We start from the raw sequence: 16,277 nt of genomic DNA, 5'->3' as shown, positions 1-16,277 counted from the left end.
TCCAGATATTCGTCAGGCAGCGGTCGCCAGATAGGCCTTGCCGCTATCGGGGGCGAGCCAAGAGATGCGCGCGGGATCGAGTTTCAGGCCGATGACGTCGCCGCTCGCGACCTTTTCGGCAGCCGGCAGGATGACGCGAACGGGCTGGTTCTCGATCAATCCTGTCAAAAGTAGATGCGAACCCATCGGCTCGGCGACGCGGACGCGCATTTGAAATCCTTCTGACGACGGCGCAAGCACGACGGCTTCGCCGCGCATCCCGAGGACGATCTCGCGCCCGGATTCCGGCGGCACCGAGAAGCGCTCGCTGCCCGCGATCACGTGCCCGTCCGTCACCGGCATGCGGATGAAATTCATCGGCGGATTGCCGATGAAGCCCCCGACGAACCGCGTGGCGGGATGATTGTAGATGTCGACGGGATGGCCAACCTGCTCGATCTCGCCGTCGTGCATGACGGCGATCCGGTCCGAAAGGCCCATCGCCTCGGTCTGGTCGTGCGTCACATAGATCGTCGTCGTGCCGGAAGATTGGAGAACGGTCTTCAGCTCCGTGCGCATTTCCAGGCGCAGCAGCGCATCGAGATTGGAAAGCGGCTCGTCCATCAACAGAACCTTCGGCTCGACGGCAAGCGCCCGCGCAACGGCCACGCGCTGGCGCTGGCCGCCCGACAGCTTGTTCGGATAGCGGTCGAGATATGGCTCGATATGGAGGAGAGCTGCCGCTTTTTCGACCTGCTGCCTGACACGCCCCTCTTCGGCCTTCTGCATCCTGAGGCCGAAGGCGACATTCTCAAAGACGGTCATATGCGGGAAGACGGCATAGTTCTGGAAAACCATGGCAAGGCCGCGGTCCCTCGGCTGAAGCCCGACCACCGAGCGATCGCCGATCCGAATGTCGCCGGCACTTTCGGATTCAAGACCGGCAATGATGCGCAGGAGCGTCGTCTTTCCGCAGCCGGAGGGGCCGAGAAGTGAAACGAACTCGCCGTCGTTGACCGTCAGCGAGACCTCCTTCAGTGCCTGGAACGCGCCGAAATTCTTCCGGATGCCGTCGATTACGATGTTGGCCATGAAACTGTTCCCGTTACTTGGATGAAATGCCCCAGATCGCGAAGAGGTAGCGCCTGACCGCGAAGATGAAGACCACGGATGGCAGGATGAGCATGAGGCCGCCTGCAAAGCGGTAATGCATCGGGCTTTCCGCCAACACGGTCAGCAGGTAAGCCGTCAGCGTCCGGTTTCGGACGGTGAGCACGGAAGCGGCAAAGACCTCATTCCAGGAGATGACGAAGGCAAAGACGGCGGTCGCTGCGATACCCGGAAGGGCAAGGGGAGCGACAATCTTGAAGAACGCCTGGATACGCGAGCAGCCGAAGACCCATGCCGCTTCCTCGAGCTCTCTCGGAACGCCGAGAAAGATGCCTTGTGTCACAAGAACCGCGAAAGGCAGGGCAAGGACGGTATGGACGAGACCGACGCCAGTGACCGTGTCGTAGAGGCCGAGACGGATGAAGGAAACGGTGAGCGGAAGCGCAAGGATTGCCAAAGGAAAGGCGCGGGTCAAAAGAACCATGAGCCGGAAGGAATCCTTGCCGTGAAAATTATAGCGTGCCAGCGCATAGCCTGCGGGCGCTCCGAGAAGCAGGGAAAGGGCAACCGTGATCGCCGCGGCTCCAAGAGAGTTCAGGAAGGAGCCGAGAACTCCTTCCGTCCTCAGGAAAAGCAGGAAGGGCTCGAAGGAAAGGCCGGTCGGCAGGCCGGTCTTCGGCCAGAGGTAGACGGCGCTGCGTCCGCCGAAGGCGCCGAGCGCGATCAGATAGATCGGCACCAGAACCCAGGCACAGAGGACGGCGACCCCGCTCCACAGCAGAATGCGGCGGGACGAGACGAAGCTTGCGGTGCCGGTCGTCGTGCTCATGGAAGACGCTCCGGATCGACCCTGATCGCCTTCAGATAGAACATGGTGGCTGCAAGCGAGATCAGCATGATGAGAACCGCGTAAGCTGCGGCAACGCCATAGTTCTGGTTCTGGTTCTGCCAGTTGTAGGCCTCGCCAACCAGCACCGGAAAATTGCGGCCGCCAAGGGCATAGACGACGGCGAATACCTCGAAGGCCAATACGGTACGCAGGATGAGCGCTGACTGCAGCGCGGGCCGGATGAGTGGCAGGGTGATGCGGTAAAAGCGCGTCCAGGGACCCGCGCCGAAGATCTCTGCCGCTTCCCGGTATTCCTTCGGCACCTGATTGAGGCCGGCAACGATGATGACCATCACAATCGCCGTTCCCCGCCATATCTCTGCGGCGGCTATGCCGAGAAAAAGTGCGAAAGGCGTCTGGTAGGAAAGCCAGCTCGCCTGCCGTTCGATAATGCCGAGGCCGTAGAGGAACGAATTGAGATAGCCGCTGTTTTGCAGGATCGACAGCCAGACGAGACCGGCGGCAAGATCGGAAATGCCAAGCGGAATGGTCCAGATCCATAGGATCGTTTCCCGACCGGCCGCCACTTTCGCGACCATCGTCCCCATGGCGAGCGCAATGACGATCTGCACCGGCACAACGGCAAGCGTCAGAAGAAACGTGTTTTGAACCGAGCGCGTGAAATTGAGGTCGCCCATCATACGCTGGACATTGGCAGGCGACGGCATGCCATTGTCGGAGACGGCAAGCCAGATCGTCTGCACGAGCGGCACGACGAAGAGCAGCGCCAGGAACGCCACCGAGGGCAAGATCAGCAGATAGGGGATCCAGGGGCGGTTGTTCGGCATTGGCTTTCGCCTCGCGACTTTGCAGGAAGAGGCCCGGACACAGGGCGTCCGGGCCAGAGGCTCATTCGACAGGGCAGGCTCCGTCGCTCTTGGCGTCCGGCGCCCAGCACGGGGCTTTGGTGTCGCTCATCAGCTTCGCAAGCGTTGCTCCTTGCGCCTTCAGGACGTCGCCGACGGCTTCGTTCTGCAGGATGATGCGCTGAAAGCTGTCCATATAGACCTTGTTGAACTCGCCGCCCTTGTCGCCAAGGCCGACCGGAAGCAGCGAGATCAGCGCGTCCGGCGAGCTCTGGGTCGCGTTGACGGCAGCCGCCAGCAGGCCGACGCCGGGATCGATGTCGGTGGGCAGCTTGGCATCGAGCGTCGGGAAGAAGCCGACCTTCTGCGCGGTGAGCAATTGGGTGTCGAGCGTCGTCAGGTGTTCGATGACGGCGAATGCGCCAGCCTTGTCGGGCGCGCCTTTCGGAACGGCGAGACCGGCGACAACCGGCATGTAGCCACGGCCTTTCGGTCCAGCTGGTGCCGGGAAGACGACATACTGGTCAGGCTCGGAGGAAATCGCCTCCTTGAGGCGGGCAACGTGATCCCAGGCGACCATGACTTCGCCGGCAAGCAGCGGCTCCTGCATGAAGTCGTAATTGGTGGAGTTCGGATTGACGACCGCCCAGAGCTCCTTCAGCTTTTCCCAGCCGGCTGCAGCATCGGCATTTTGGAACGGCCGCACCACGCCGCCCGTGAAAGACGGATAGAAGTAGCCCTGGAAGAAGCGGGACATCAGTCCCTTTGGCCCGGCTGGAAAGCCGATCTGCGGCTGGCCGGTTGCTTCCTGCATCTTCTTGCCCCATTCGATCAGTTGATCGTAGGTGAGCTTGTTCACATCAGCGCCCTGGGGAAGGTATTGCAGGGCATCCTTCCTGGCGGCCATGACATAGGTCGCCTGCATCCAAGGGATATATTGCTGGCTGGACTTGCCGAGCTTGCCGAGATCGAGCAGAGGCTGCGGCATGCCTTTCGAGGCGAGCGCCTTGGCGACATCGTCGAGCGGCTCAAGTCCGTCCTTGTCGGCAAGCGGCGACAGTTCGCCATGCAAAGCGCCGACCAGGCTGATCGTGTGCGCTCCGGCCTGGCGCTCGGCCTCCATGCGGACGGCAAATTGCGGCGGCTCCTCGACCACGTAGTCGACCGGGTTCTGAACGCCCTTGAGCAACTCTTCGCGAACCACGGTCGCTTCTGCGATCGGGCGAAGCTGCGTGGACAAGAATACAGTGTCGGCAAGCACCGGCGTTGCGGCCAAAAGGACGGTCGATGCCAGAATTCCAAGTGACGCTAGATGTTTCATTTTCTCCTCCTCTTTGGTTCTTCTCTATGCATTTGGCGGCGCACGCCGATGGCTCTCGCGGTCGACGAACTCGATCGGGTGCAGTTCCTGAAGTTCTTCCGAAGGCTCGCCTGCAATGGCGCGAAGCAGCAGCGAGGCAAAGCTGCGGCCCAGGTTCTCGCCTGCCATGCGCATAGTGGAGAGCGGCGGGCTGGCAAAAGCGCCCGTTGGCAGATCGTCGTGGCCGACGATGCTGATCGTCTCCCCGCCCTTAATTTCGCGAAGCGCCCGCAAAGCACCGATCGCCATTTCATCTGTCGCGCAGACGATCGCGGTTGGCCGACGGGGATGGCGCAGCAATTCCAGCGCCGCCAGGTATCCGCCCTGCTCGGTCGGGGCGCCTTCGGCGCAAAGTTCCGTTGAAAGGCCGCTTTCTTCCATGGCTGCCTGCCAGCCCATGCGGCGGACATGGGCAAAGTAATAGTCCTGCGGGCCGGCGATATGAGCGATCCGGCGATGACCCTCGGCATGAAAACGAAGGCTTGCCGCTTGAAATCCGGCAAAACCGTCGCCGTCGAGATAGGGATGCGGCACGACAGACTCGGTCCGGCCGTTGGTGACGAACGGAATGCTCCGCGCCTGCAGGAATTCCACGCGCTCGTCCCTGCGCTTCGTGCGCACGAGCAGCATGGCGTCAACCCTTTGCCCGTCGACGAAACGGCGGCACATGTCGAGCTCGCTCTCGCCCCGCGGCACGGGGGCAATCACAAGATTGAGGCCGGCTGTGGCCAGATGTTCGGCGCAGCCGGAGAGCATATCGAGAAAGTGCGGCGGGCCGATGTGCCCCGGATCACTCGGGAGTGTGACGGCGACAAGTTCAGCGCGCTGTTTGCGCAGGCGTCGTGCAGAGGCATTGGGACGATACCCGGTAAGCGCTGCCGCTTCCCGCACGCGTTCGCGGGTTGCCGGCGATACGTCCGGATAGCCGTCGAGTGCACGCGATACCGTGGTGATCGACAGGCCGAGCGACTGGGCCAGCTGTTTCAGATTAGACACTGCTGTATCCTCCCAGATACAGCGTCAATATGAACCAAAACGTTTTGGAGATCAAGCCAAAACGTTTTGGAACAGGAACAGGACATCGCATGGATTCCGGCCATGTCGAACGTCCCTGGAAGGCGCCGAGCTGGCTGATGGGCCTCAACACGGTTCTCGCCTTCGTCAACGCCCTCTTCCTGGGTGCCGGCGCTAAGGTCTGGGGCTATGCCAACGCACTTTGGGTCGGCTTCGCCTTCGCCGCCGTCATCCTCCCGGTCTTTGCCTATCGCCATTATGTGCGGGACGGCGGAAAATTCCCTGCAGGAGCGATGGACGATCTGGGCCTGACAGGCCAGGATCTTGGCACGAAAAAGGCCGGCATTCTGCCCTATGTCGCCCTTGCAGGCGGTCTGGCGATTGTGCTGATTGCAAACTGGATCTTCCAACTTCCGGCCTAACGTCCAAGAAGATACTTATCGCCGCTCTCCGTGAGGGCGGCGATTATTCGGTAGGATCACGCAGTGGCGATCCGTAGTTCGCGGCGCGGCATCCCCCAAAACACCGCTGTCACGCGCTCTCTCGCGGAATGAACCTCCAGGGCGTATAGAATGCCTTCGCCTCAACGGGCTTCTGGGCGGCGAGACTCTCGATGAGATGCTGGCCAGCTTCAAGTAGCGAAAGCCATTCCGGACCGATCGTCGTCAAGCGGGGATTGCAGTAAAAGCCTTCCTCGGCGTTGCCGCAGCCTAGGACGGCAATGTCGCTTGGCACTCGAATGCCGAGGCGGGAAAACTCCTCGATCAGCGTCACGGCCGTATAGTCGGAGTCAAGCAGGATCGCTGTCGGCCGCTTTGCCATTTCAGCGATCTGTCGCGCGCACCCAGCAGTAGCCTCACGAGCATCCGCTCCCGCCATTGTGGTGATCAGCACAGACAGACCAGCAGTCACCGCACGCGCCTTCAGCGCAGAAATTCGCGGATTATGCGGCATTTCGGCATTTTGAATGTAGACGAAATCGCGATGTCCCTTGTGCAGAAGATCATCGAACGCACACTCAAGCGCGTCGATCAGACCGTTGTTAAGGACAGAATAGGATCGAGGTCGTGCTGTGGGATGGATGACAAGACAGGGTCGGTTGAAGTGCGCAAATACCTGCCCGACCTGCTCCTCGGTGAGGAAACCGGCTTCAGCGATTACGCCATCGGCCAGACCTGCTTCAACCTCGCCCAGGATTTTCTGGACTGCACCGATCGTGGAGCCAGTTAACACAATCGGCAGCAACCCCTGCTGCACAGCCACCGATCCGAGATCGTGAACCATCTTGTCGGCATAGGGTATGCCAAGCTTCGGCAGGACGATGCAAATGCGTTCGCTCTGTTGGCGACGCAAGTGGCGAGCGGTTTTGTTCTGGACGTAGCCCAGTTCCTCGACTGCGGCACGGATGCGCTCGCGTGCTTCCGTCCCAACGCGCTTCAGATGTTCCTGGCGGTTGCTGAAATAGAAGGAGACAGCGGCGGTGGATACGTCGGCAAGCCGAGCAACGTCGGCAACGGTTACGGATCGCTCGCTTCTCGTCGCCGGCCGTTCCCCGTCATGTATATCTTGACTGCTCATTCAGGTCGCCGTAATCCTCGGGCATTTCTCGCCGGCGGCGACTATCCGCTCCAACAGCCGCTCGCGCAGCCGCCTTCTTATATCCTCATAGCCATCCCGGCCACAGAGATTCTCCAACTCGTAAGGGTCGTTTTCTAGGTCATAGAGATGGGTCTCGACATAGTTGGCGCTGTCCATGTCGTCCCAACCGCTGAGATCTGGTGCTGTGACTTCATATTTCCATCTTCGCGTCCGCAGTGCCCTACCCACATGATGTTCGCTGACCTGCACAAGCACGTCTTCTTCGCCACCGGGCCGTTCATCGAGGATCGACCTTCCCTGCATCGCAGCAGGCACCTTCAATCCGGCAGCAGCAAGAAGCGTCGGCGGTAGATCGATCAGGCTGACCAGGCCCTGATGGTTTCCACCTCCCATGAATCCGGGACCGTGAAAGAAGGTCGGCACGCGTATCGACGCCTCGTGGCAAGAACGCTTGTATTCGTTGTTGCGGGTCTTGAAATGGCAGCCGTGGTCCGAGGTGAAGAGAATGATCGTGTTGTCGAGCTGGCCGAGGCTCGTCAGTGCATCGGTCAGTCGCCCAAGCGCCTCGTCCAGGCGCTGGATCATTCCGAGATAGCCCGGATAGTGCTCATCCGAGGATCCGCCAAGGGCCGCAAGATCAGGCGGCAATTCCATTTGTTTTCGAATCCGCTCCTCGTAGCCGACAGGCGCAGGATAGTTGTCGAACTCGTTCTGATGGTGCGGCTCGATGAAGGATAGGAAAAGAAAGTATGGTTTTTCATGGTCTGCCGCCACAAACCGGATCGCCGCGTCGGTCAGGGCGTCGACACGGTAGCCGGGAAGCTTGACGCGCTCGCCTTCGCCATCGAACACCGCTGTATCGTAGGCATATGACGTGAATTCCAAAATGTTGGACGCCAGCCAATACTCGTAGCCGCCGCGTTCAGATGCAGGAACCGGCTCACTGCCTGAAAGATGCCATTTGCCGATATAGCCGGTCTCGTAGCCTCCTTCCCGGAACCAGTGCGCGAGCGTCTTTTGGCCGCTCGGCAAGGGGATGCTGTTGCGGTAGCATCCTGTCGTCGTAGGATAAAGGCCGGTCTGCAGCGCCGAGCGCGCGGGTCCGCACACCGGCTGGCAGGTGAAGGAATTCGGCACGAACATCCCGGCTTCGGCAAGGCGGTCGAAATTCGGCGTCAGCTTCAACGGGTGACCGTGAAGCCCGACCGTATCCCAGCGTTGCTGGTCGGTAAAAAAGACGATGACATTGGGAGAAGCACTCATTCTCTACCTTTCCATGGCTCATTTCATTCCGGACGTCATCACCGACTGCACGAAATAGCGTTGCATGAAGACAAACAGCAGGAAGCTCGGGAGAAACAGGATCACCCCGCCCGTTGCCGTCAAATTCCATTGCGTGAAGAACTCCGAATTGAACAAAGTCAGCCCTGTCGTAATCGGCCGCATCTCGACGGAGCTTACGACCACCAGGGGCCACAGGAATTCGTTGAACTGGAACACGAAGGTCAGCAAGCCAAGCGTTGCCATCGGCGGGCCAAGCTGCGGCAAGACAACCGATCGATAGATGCGCCATTCCGACGCCCCGTCGAGACGCGCGGCATCAAGCAGGTCGTCCGGAATCGGACGGATAAACTGGCGCATCAGGAAAATTCCGTAAGCGCTCATGGCGAACGGCATGATGAGGCCCTGGTAGGTGTTCAACCAGCCCATTTTTGCGGTCAGGATGTAAAGCGGGATCATTCGGATAAAGAATGGCAGCATCAGCGTGGAGAGCAGCGCGGCAAACATAGCCCGCTTTCCAAAAAACTCCAGCTTTGCAAATACATAGCCGACGAGCGGGTCGAAGAAGAGGTGGAGCGCAGTTATGCCGCCGGCGACGATGAAACTGTTGAGAATGAACCGGGCAAACGGTGCCTTTTCCCAGATCGCCACGTAGTTGGAGAACTGCAGCACTGAGGGAACCAGCACGGGCACGCCGCTGGAGAGGTCGGCGTCGCTCTGCAGAGACAGCGAGATCATGTAAAAGAATGGAAAGAGCGCAAGGATGACGAAGAAGCTGAGCGTGCCATAGGCGGCAAAGGTGGCAAGGGGCGTGCGGTGGGAGAAGCGGGCCGTCATCAATAGACCACCTCCCGGTTCAGGAAACGGAATTGAAGGAACGTTATCACCAGGATCGCAACGAACATCAGGAACGAGAGCGCCGACGCGTAGCCGATGTTGAGCTCCAGGAACGCAGCCTCGTAGACGTGCAATGCGTAAAGGCGGGTCGCCTCGGCCGGACCGCCGCCCGTCAGCAGATAGGGCGCGGATAGATCTTGAAGGTGACCGATCGTGCTGATGACCGCAAGAAAGAGTGTGGTCGGCATCAGCAAGGGAATTGTTATTCGCCTGAACCGTTGCGCGGGCGAGGCGCCATCGACCTCGGCGGCTTCGTAGAGATCCTTGGGAATACCCTGGATGGCGGCAATGTAGATCAGCATCGCGTAGCCGATGTCCTTCCATACGGTGATCGCGACGATTGTCGGAAGGGCCGTCGATGGTGTGCTCAGCCAATTCTGGGTGGGAAGGTCCAGATAGGAGAGCAGCGCGTTTAGTATGCCGGTATAGGGATCGAGCAGGCTCTTCCACATCAGGGCAACGATCACGAACGAGATGATATACGGAAAGAAGATGATGGCACGAATCGTCGTGGCCGCCTTGATCGGGCCGCTGAGAATGGCCGCCAGACAAAGGGCTGGCACCAGGGTGAAAACCGTTCCGAGTGTCGCAAACACCACGGTGCGGCCGAAGGCGGCGCGTACACGGGAGTCCATCAGGGCCTGACGATAATTGTCAAAGCCTGCAAATTCGGATTGGCCAATGAGCGGCTGACCTCGAAAGAAACTGGCCCAGAGTTCCACCACGATCGGATAGAAGAAATAGACCAGAAAATATGCGATGGCGGGCAGCAGGACGATATAGGCGAATCCGGCCTCCCGGGCCTTGCGACTGTTAGGCAGCCTCATGCCGACGACCTCCGTCAGAACATTGATCTCGGGGGCGGCAGCGACGGTGCTAAACGCACGGCCGCTGCTGCTTCGTTACTTGTTGGCGAGTGCCGCGTTGGCTCGTGCCGCATAGTCGGAGAGAACCTCCTGCGCAGGCCTGTCGTTGTAAAGGATGTCCTGCACGGCCGTCTTGAAGAGATCCTGTACGACAGCATTCTTGCCCGTGAGCGCAAGCTTGGCGGCTGAATCGACGGCGTAAGGCAGGCATTGGCTGAATTTGCCGAGCACGGGATCTGCCTTGACCTTTGGATCGGCTGCCCAGGATTTGCGCGGCATGGTCATGCCGTTGGGCAACGAGGCTGCAAGTTCGGTGTCAAGCGCAACGAACCTCTTGAGTAGGTCCCACGCTTCGGCGGGATGCTTGGCCGTCTTGGGGATGAAAAGGCTCACGCCACCTGCCATCGTCGCCTGCTGCTTTTCCGTCAGCGACGGTGCGACGTCCCAGTTCAGCTTGGGATTGCCTGTCTTGATCGGGCTAACGTCCCATGGGCCGGTCAGGATCATCGCCGCCCGGCCGGCTGTAAACAGCTTCTGCGGGCCTTCGTAGTCGGCTCCGGCCACTGGCAAGGGTGCCGCTTTATCCTTATGAATGAGGTCGGCCACGAACTGGATTGCCTGTGCGGACTGCGGGCTGTCGAAAGCGACCTTTTTGACCGCGGCATCGTATAAGGCGCCGCCATTCTGGTAGATCCATGGTGTGTAGTACGTCGCCACTTGGTTGGGAGCAAAGCCGAACCTGCCGCGCTTGCTGGTCGCGATCGCGACCTCGCGGAATTCTTGCCAATTGGCCGGCGGCTTGTCGAAGCCGGCTTCCTTCAACATGTCCACGTTATAGACCAATGCCGCACAGGTCAGGTGCAACTGAATGCCGTAGTACTTGCCGTCGATCGTGTTGCGCTCGACGGAGAAATCCTGCCAGTCCTGCGGATAGCCCATCTCTTTGCCGTCTTTTGCGACAAAGTCATTGAGCGGCGTAATCATGCCCTGCAAGCCGAATTCCGGCACCCAGCCGCCAGGCTCGGCAACGAGGTCCGGCGCATTTCCGACCGAAAGATCGGCCACCAGCTTGGTGCGCAGATCCGGCCATTGGAAGCGTCCCCATTCGACCGTCCAGCCGGGGTGGTCCGCCTCGAATTTCTTGATGACGTCGGCATATGCTTGATACGCATGGCCGGCGTTCCAATAGACTTTAAGGGTTTCGGCCCGCGCAGCGCCTCCAACGCCATACAGGCATAGCGCAACTGCAATGCAACGGCTCAATCGATTGGCAAGTTTCATGTGTCTTCTCCCAGAGACATCCGACAAGCCGGCGTATTCTCCACGGGAACCCTCCTCAAGGCCCGATGAAACCGGCAAGTTAATGGATTAACTTATGCAGCCTTCCAAGTCAACCGAAGTCCAGATCAAATGTCGAAAGCGACGCGGAAGCCAATATGCCCGGTGGTCGAATCGCCGGTGCTGCCCATGCGAGCAGCGATACGGTACCGGTGGCAGTAGGACGCGTGGCAGAGGTATGAGCCGCCTTTGAGGGCGCGGCGGCTTTCCTGCCGTGCCATGGCGTTGAGGGATTGCGACGTTTTGCGCAAGGACCTCACGCGAAACACGTCCGCAGTCCATTCCCAGCAGTTTCCCGCCATGTTGTACAGTCCAAATCCGTTCGGCTCGAACGAGACGGAGGGTGCAAGCCCCTTGTAACCGTCCACCCCGCTGTCGAACTCCGGAAACCGGCCCTGCCAGATATTACACGGGGTGAAGCCATCTTCCGGGTGGCGGTCGCCCCAGGGATAAATCGCGCCACTGAGACCGCCCTTCGCTGCATGTTCCCATTCGGCTTCGCTTGGAAGCCGTCCGCCCACCCAAGTGGCAAATTGAACCGCGTCCTGCCATGAGATGTGAACGACAGGATGATCTTTGAATGCCTCGACATCGGAACCAGGTCCGAACGGCGCATGCCAGCAGGCGCCCTCGACACGCCGCCACCATTCAGCGCCGACGACGCCTGACGTCGCAACCTTAGGATCGACATGCTGGTAAAACACATAGGACCAGCCCAGCTGCTCGGCCTCGGTGATGTAACCCGTGGCCGCAATGAAATCAGCGAACTGCGAATTGCTAACGGCTGCCTTCGCGAGCAGGAACGGCTTGAGCCGGAGCTTGCGGACCGGACCTTCCCCGTCCGCCGGGAGGTACGGCCTGTCTGTCCCGACCAGCACGAGCCCGCCTGGAATCTGTGCCGTATCGACAGAGACCGGAGATAGAGCTCGATGCACTGGCGCCTGCGTCGGCGAACCGGCGTCCGATCTCTTCGATATTTCGGTTGGGAGGCAGCAACTTTTCATAGTGTCATTCGTCGGTCAGTCGAAAGGCAGGTTCCGGACCAAGATACAATAAGGTCTACGGACGTTGCGCAATGGCTTTTGCGCAATCCGGACACTGCCGGCTTCATAGGCTGTGAATAATTTCCGCCTCAGATTGGATGCTGGCGAGGGCGCTTCGCCAGCTCCGGCTTCACGAAAATTGATCAGCGCGCCCCAGGAGGCGCTTGCTGACCTTCCTATTTCACGACGGTCTTTGTCTTCGCCACAGCTTCGAGCGTGCGATGGACCGGGCATTTGTCGGCAATTCGGCAATCTTACCACGAGTCTCCTCGGAGACCTCGCCATCGATGGAAATGACGCGCTCGAAACGATCAATCCTGCCGCTACCGCTGCGTTCCGCTTCGGTGCGCCCGGCGAGATCGACTTCGGCCACACCGCTCTTCTCGATTTCCTCGAGGCTCGTCCCGAAATTCTTCAACACGTGGCCGCCATCGGCCGGCGCACCGATCGTGGCAACGGCGCGCACGTCAGGAATGTCCTTGGCGACGGCCAGGGCCGCTGCAATGCGGCGCGCTGCCGCCAAATCCGTGGGGCATCAGCAACGGAGAGCGACTGCGTAGATGTTCGTCCCGAGCCGGATCTTTGCCCGGATCTGCCGTGTCAGTGTAGCGCCGGCACTACCGGCGCTCCTTGGTGAGAGGCGTCTAAACTGCGCAGCGGGCCCATTCCGTGCGCCCGGCGCATCCGCCGGGCTTTTCAGAGTTGGTTCGAATGCGCCGACAACCCGTCCGGCCAGAGACAGGCGGCCGGTTATTCGGCCGCCGACCGCCGAGGCAGCACCCAGCCGGAACGCGGGAAGTGGCAAGTGTAGCCGTTAGGGTAGCGCTCGAGGTAATCTTGGTGCTCCGGTTCCGCCTGCCAGAAGTCTCCCGCCGGCTCGACCTCGGTCACCACCTTGCCCGGCCACAGGCCCGAAGCGTCGACGTCTGCGATGGTGTCCTCGGCTATTCGCTTCTGCTCCTCGTCGACGTAGTAGATCGCCGAGCGGTAAGAGGCGCCGACGTCGTTGCCCTGTCGGTTTCTTGTCGTCGGATCGTGAATCTGGAAGAAGAACTCCAGAATCCGCCTGTAGCTGATCGTCTGGGGATCGAAGATGATCTCGATGCCTTCGGCGTGGGTACCGTGATTGCGGTAGGTCGCGTTCGCCACATCGCCGCCGGTATAGCCCACGCGGGTCCCAATGACCCCGGGGAGCCTGCGGATCAAGTCCTGCATTCCCCAGAAGCAACCACCAGCTAGAACAGCTTTCTCGGTCATTTAGATATCCTCCACCTGGTTGAGATACGCACTATAGCCCTCGGCCTCCATTTCCCCACGCGGAATGAAGCGCAGTGCGGCGGAATTGATGCAGTAACGCAGGCCGCCCTGGTCTTGAGGACCGTCGGGAAAGACGTGGCCGAGGTGGCTGCCGCCATGCGCCGAGCGCACCTCGGTACGGGTCATACCATGAGAATCATCCCGCAGCTCCTTGACGTTTGCCGGCACGATCGGCTTGGTGAAGCTCGGCCAGCCGCAGCCGGAATCGAACTTGTCGGCGGAGGCAAACAGCGGTTCGCCGGAAACGATGTCGACATAGATCCCCGGTCTCTTGTTGTCATGATACTCCCCAGTGAAGGGGCGTTCGGTGCCGTTCTGTTGGGTCACCCGATACTGTTCGGGTGTGAGCTTGCTGACCGCTTCGTCGGTCTTTGTATAGGTCATTGCCCTATCTCCGTTCTTGGATTTGTTGCCTGAATATGGCGAAGGCCCGTGGGGATTCCCAATATCGGGTCTGCATAGATTCGATAGCCGTACGTAAATTCCGTTCTGCCCCGCTCACGCCCAGTCGTGCCGAGCGGCCATCTGCGCGATCTTGCGGATCTCGAGCGGTGTGCCGGAACCGGAGACCGTTACAAATACCAGTTCGCGCTCCAACGATATCCCCTCGACCGGGCGGGTCGCTATGCCTTGCACTACGACGGACCGCTCGGGCATGATGCAGATTGCGCGGCCTTCGGCTACCATTTGCTGGACCCAGTCCTCGCGCTCCGCACTGAAGCGCGGTTGCATGACCGCGTCATGGTCCATCAGGTGTTCGGTGATCTCGGTGTGGAACTCGCAGGCCAGCCGGTCGACATAGGGATAGGCTGCAATCGCCTCGGTGCTGACAACGTCTTTGCCCGCCAGCGGATGGTTCTCCGCACAGGCAAGGAGGAATCGCTCCCGAAACAGCGGCACGACGTTGAGCTTGGGGTTGGGACGGGGCGCCCGCGGCAAGATGCAAGCGTGATATTTGCCCGAAAGCACTTCGTCCGCACCTTCTCCGGCCAAGAGCTGATGCATATGGACCTTTATGGAAGAAAGCTCCCCAAGCGCGTCATCGAAGAATGCGGCAAAGGCAGCGGGGCCGATGGTCGGGGCAACCGCGATGTCGAGAATACGCCGCCGGCCGAGCACCGTGCTCTCGGAATGCTCGCGCACGTTTCTAAGTGCGAGTTCAATCCGCATGAACTCGGCCTGGACGTCCCGGCCGAGCGCCGTAAGCCGGCTGTCCTTGCCATCGCGATAGATCAGCGGACTGCCCAATTCTTCCTCGAGACGCTGGATTGCTCGCGTGAGACTTGGCTGCGAGACGCCACTTCTGCGCGCGGCTTCGGTGAAGTTCAGGGTTTCGGCCAAATTGAGGAAGTATCTAACGTGATTGATGTCCATGGATCACTTGTTGCGTAGGTTCTGACAAAGATTGCCATCAAAGTCGAAGCGAGATGTGCTGGTTGCTAGCCTGCCCATGAGTGAATACAGATCAGTATGTGCCACTGTTGGAGAGCGCCCGCCACCGATAAGGTACCCCGTGCAGGTGAAATTCAACCGCGGGGGCAGTGCGGTCACAGCTGCCCTTCCATGGATCAGGAGAGCCGTTGCGCGGTCATGGTTTGGCTCGCGCTTGAGGCGCACGGAACGAAAGCGCGGCCCGGAATTGGTCGACCCCCACGGGCGGCAACGCATCAAGCACCCTTCCACAGAAGTGGCCGTGACGGCTGTTGGAGGCGCCGGTCAAAGGGGTGCGGTAGTAGACCGCTTCCTCGCCTGCCGATTTCAGCGCGTCCTCCACGCTCACGCGCGGAGGTTCTGGGCCGACATCGGAAGATGGGCCGCTTCCTTTCACAGCAGCGGACACCACATGAACTGGTCAGCCACGATACCGAAGAGCATCGACCAAGACCGAAAAAGCCGCCGACGGCTGCCGTCTGCTAGGATAGTAAAGGTGATAGCCCGCGAAAGCAGGACACCAGTCCTCCAGCACCCTCACAAGGCGGCCGTCGGAAAGCTGGTCAATGACATGATCCTCCATGACGAACCCGAGCCCGAATCCAGCCTCGGCCGCCCGGACGATCATGTTCACGTTGTTGAACGCGAGCTGGCCATCGACACGCACGCGAAGTTCGCGCCCGTCCTTTTCGAGCTCCCAGGCATATAGGCCGCCCCCGCTCAGCATGCGCAGGTTGATGCAGCGATGCGACGCGAGATCCTGCGGCGTCGTCGGTTTCGAATGGTCGGTGAGGTACTCCGGCGATCCGACGATGGCCATCCGGAGGTCGGGACCTATGCGGGCCGCGATCATGTCCTTTGCCAAGGCTTCGCCCAGGCGGACACCGGCGTCGAACCGTTCGGCCACGATATCGGTGAAGCTGGAATCGATGCTGAGTTCGACGTGGATATCGGGGTACTCAGGAAGGAGCCTTTGAATGGCCGGCCACAGCACCGTGGTCGCGGCGTGTTCGGACGTCGTGATCCGTATCGTTCCCGCCGGCTTGTCGCGAAGTTCGCTCAAGGACGCCAGCTCTGCGCCGATACTGTCCAACGCCGGCCGCAATGTCGCAAGCAGCCTTTCACCGGCCTCGGTCGGTGCGACGCTACGCGTCGTCCGGGTTAGAAGACGGACTCCGAGGCGGGCTTCGAGCCGCCTGATTGTATGGCTCAATGCCGACTGTGACGCCCCCAGGCGCGCCGCCGCGCGCGTGAAGTTCTGTTCCTCGGCGACGGTCAGGAAGGCGCTGAGATCGGCAAGATCCTCGCGCTTCATTCATGAACCTCCCTAATGGCTGCGGCTTTATT

15 protein-coding genes and 3 pseudogenes are annotated in these 16,277 nt (G+C 60.3%); 1 reads left to right on the top strand and 17 read right to left on the bottom strand.

Features of this window, described 5'->3' with window-relative positions:
* Window positions 1-12: 12 nt before the first annotated feature.
* The 5 genes from N2599_RS21935 to N2599_RS21915 form a co-directional block, all read right to left on the bottom strand.
* The gene (locus N2599_RS21935) at window positions 13-1,071 is read right to left on the bottom strand and encodes an ABC transporter ATP-binding protein (RefSeq protein ID WP_027511321.1); all 1,059 of its coding nucleotides are present in this window, start codon (window positions 1,069-1,071) and stop codon (window positions 13-15) included.
* Window positions 1,072-1,084: 13 nt separating this feature from the next.
* Complete coding sequence (locus N2599_RS21930; RefSeq protein WP_027511322.1) at window positions 1,085-1,918, bottom strand: carbohydrate ABC transporter permease; 834 nt, start codon at window positions 1,916-1,918, stop codon at window positions 1,085-1,087.
* Window positions 1,915-2,766: a carbohydrate ABC transporter permease gene (locus tag N2599_RS21925; protein ID WP_027511323.1), complete on the bottom strand. Its 852-nt coding sequence runs from the start codon at window positions 2,764-2,766 to the stop codon at window positions 1,915-1,917. Before N2599_RS21925 ends, N2599_RS21930 begins: the two co-directional genes overlap by 4 nt.
* A gap of 61 nt (window positions 2,767-2,827) precedes the next feature.
* The gene (locus N2599_RS21920; RefSeq protein ID WP_027511324.1) at window positions 2,828-4,105 is read right to left on the bottom strand and encodes an ABC transporter substrate-binding protein; all 1,278 of its coding nucleotides are present in this window, start codon (window positions 4,103-4,105) and stop codon (window positions 2,828-2,830) included.
* Between the two features lie 24 nt (window positions 4,106-4,129).
* Window positions 4,130-5,140, bottom strand: a complete 1,011-nt coding sequence (locus N2599_RS21915) for a LacI family DNA-binding transcriptional regulator (RefSeq protein WP_027511325.1) — start codon at window positions 5,138-5,140, stop codon at window positions 4,130-4,132.
* Between the two features lie 71 nt (window positions 5,141-5,211).
* Here N2599_RS21915 and N2599_RS21910 point away from each other — a divergent pair.
* Window positions 5,212-5,580: pseudogene (locus tag N2599_RS21910) on the top strand (amino acid permease); the annotation flags it as partial.
* 109 nt (window positions 5,581-5,689) lie between these two features.
* On the opposite strand, the gene N2599_RS21905 reads toward N2599_RS21910, so the two are convergent.
* The 12 genes and pseudogenes from N2599_RS21905 to N2599_RS21850 all read right to left on the bottom strand — a co-directional run bounded on the left by N2599_RS21905 (window position 5,690) and on the right by N2599_RS21850 (window position 16,245).
* Window positions 5,690-6,736, bottom strand: a complete 1,047-nt coding sequence (locus N2599_RS21905) for a LacI family DNA-binding transcriptional regulator (RefSeq protein ID WP_051336673.1) — start codon at window positions 6,734-6,736, stop codon at window positions 5,690-5,692.
* Window positions 6,737-8,020, bottom strand: coding sequence for a sulfatase family protein (locus N2599_RS21900; RefSeq protein ID WP_027511328.1), 1,284 nt, complete (start codon window positions 8,018-8,020; stop codon window positions 6,737-6,739).
* A gap of 18 nt (window positions 8,021-8,038) precedes the next feature.
* Window positions 8,039-8,875, bottom strand: a complete 837-nt coding sequence (locus N2599_RS21895; RefSeq protein ID WP_027511329.1) for a carbohydrate ABC transporter permease — start codon at window positions 8,873-8,875, stop codon at window positions 8,039-8,041.
* Complete coding sequence (locus N2599_RS21890) at window positions 8,875-9,762, bottom strand: carbohydrate ABC transporter permease (protein ID WP_027511330.1); 888 nt, start codon at window positions 9,760-9,762, stop codon at window positions 8,875-8,877. Before N2599_RS21890 ends, N2599_RS21895 begins: the two co-directional genes overlap by 1 nt.
* Window positions 9,763-9,837: 75 nt before the next feature.
* Window positions 9,838-11,082 (bottom strand): ABC transporter substrate-binding protein, encoded by a 1,245-nt coding sequence (locus N2599_RS21885; protein ID WP_027511331.1) that lies wholly within the window; start codon window positions 11,080-11,082, stop codon window positions 9,838-9,840.
* A gap of 125 nt (window positions 11,083-11,207) precedes the next feature.
* Window positions 11,208-12,074 carry a formylglycine-generating enzyme family protein gene (locus N2599_RS21880; protein ID WP_245209269.1) on the bottom strand — a complete coding sequence of 289 codons (867 nt, stop codon included), beginning with the start codon at window positions 12,072-12,074 and terminating at the stop codon, window positions 11,208-11,210.
* Between the two features lie 284 nt (window positions 12,075-12,358).
* Window positions 12,359-12,684: pseudogene (locus N2599_RS21875) on the bottom strand (OsmC family protein); the annotation flags it as partial.
* Window positions 12,685-12,932: 248 nt separating this feature from the next.
* Window positions 12,933-13,439 carry a peptide-methionine (S)-S-oxide reductase MsrA gene (gene msrA, locus N2599_RS21870; protein WP_027511334.1) on the bottom strand — a complete coding sequence of 169 codons (507 nt, stop codon included), beginning with the start codon at window positions 13,437-13,439 and terminating at the stop codon, window positions 12,933-12,935.
* On the bottom strand, window positions 13,440-13,883 hold the full coding sequence (gene msrB / locus N2599_RS21865) for a peptide-methionine (R)-S-oxide reductase MsrB (protein ID WP_027511335.1): 444 nt from the start codon (window positions 13,881-13,883) through the stop codon (window positions 13,440-13,442).
* A 114-nt stretch (window positions 13,884-13,997) separates the two neighbouring features.
* On the bottom strand, window positions 13,998-14,873 hold the full coding sequence (locus tag N2599_RS21860) for a LysR family transcriptional regulator (RefSeq protein ID WP_027511336.1): 876 nt from the start codon (window positions 14,871-14,873) through the stop codon (window positions 13,998-14,000).
* 293 nt (window positions 14,874-15,166) lie between these two features.
* Window positions 15,167-15,294: pseudogene (locus N2599_RS37880) on the bottom strand (NAD-dependent epimerase/dehydratase family protein); the annotation flags it as partial.
* A 57-nt stretch (window positions 15,295-15,351) separates the two neighbouring features.
* The gene (locus N2599_RS21850; protein ID WP_027511337.1) at window positions 15,352-16,245 is read right to left on the bottom strand and encodes a LysR family transcriptional regulator; all 894 of its coding nucleotides are present in this window, start codon (window positions 16,243-16,245) and stop codon (window positions 15,352-15,354) included.
* Window positions 16,246-16,277 lie beyond the last annotated feature (32 nt).

This window comes from Rhizobium sullae (assembly GCF_025200715.1).
Classification (GTDB): Bacteria; Pseudomonadota; Alphaproteobacteria; order Rhizobiales; family Rhizobiaceae; genus Rhizobium; species Rhizobium sullae.
The sequence above is the reverse complement of the archived record's forward strand: the minus strand, read 5'-3'. Positions and strand labels throughout refer to the sequence as shown.

Coding starts and splice junctions, on each gene's coding strand:
- N2599_RS21850 (WP_027511337.1), bottom strand. CDS start 16,245: ATGAAGCGCGAGGATCTTGCCGATCTCAGCGCCTTCCTGACCGTCGCC.
- N2599_RS21925 (WP_027511323.1), bottom strand. CDS start 2,766: ATGCCGAACAACCGCCCCTGGATCCCCTATCTGCTGATCTTGCCCTCG.
- N2599_RS21890 (WP_027511330.1), bottom strand. CDS start 9,762: ATGAGGCTGCCTAACAGTCGCAAGGCCCGGGAGGCCGGATTCGCCTAT.
- N2599_RS21860 (WP_027511336.1), bottom strand. CDS start 14,873: ATGGACATCAATCACGTTAGATACTTCCTCAATTTGGCCGAAACCCTG.
- msrB (WP_027511335.1), bottom strand. CDS start 13,883: ATGACCTATACAAAGACCGACGAAGCGGTCAGCAAGCTCACACCCGAA.
- N2599_RS21920 (WP_027511324.1), bottom strand. CDS start 4,105: ATGAAACATCTAGCGTCACTTGGAATTCTGGCATCGACCGTCCTTTTG.
- msrA (WP_027511334.1), bottom strand. CDS start 13,439: ATGACCGAGAAAGCTGTTCTAGCTGGTGGTTGCTTCTGGGGAATGCAG.
- N2599_RS21895 (WP_027511329.1), bottom strand. CDS start 8,875: ATGACGGCCCGCTTCTCCCACCGCACGCCCCTTGCCACCTTTGCCGCC.
- N2599_RS21935 (WP_027511321.1), bottom strand. CDS start 1,071: ATGGCCAACATCGTAATCGACGGCATCCGGAAGAATTTCGGCGCGTTC.
- N2599_RS21930 (WP_027511322.1), bottom strand. CDS start 1,918: ATGAGCACGACGACCGGCACCGCAAGCTTCGTCTCGTCCCGCCGCATT.
- N2599_RS21905 (WP_051336673.1), bottom strand. CDS start 6,736: ATGAGCAGTCAAGATATACATGACGGGGAACGGCCGGCGACGAGAAGC.
- N2599_RS21900 (WP_027511328.1), bottom strand. CDS start 8,020: ATGAGTGCTTCTCCCAATGTCATCGTCTTTTTTACCGACCAGCAACGC.
- N2599_RS21885 (WP_027511331.1), bottom strand. CDS start 11,082: ATGAAACTTGCCAATCGATTGAGCCGTTGCATTGCAGTTGCGCTATGC.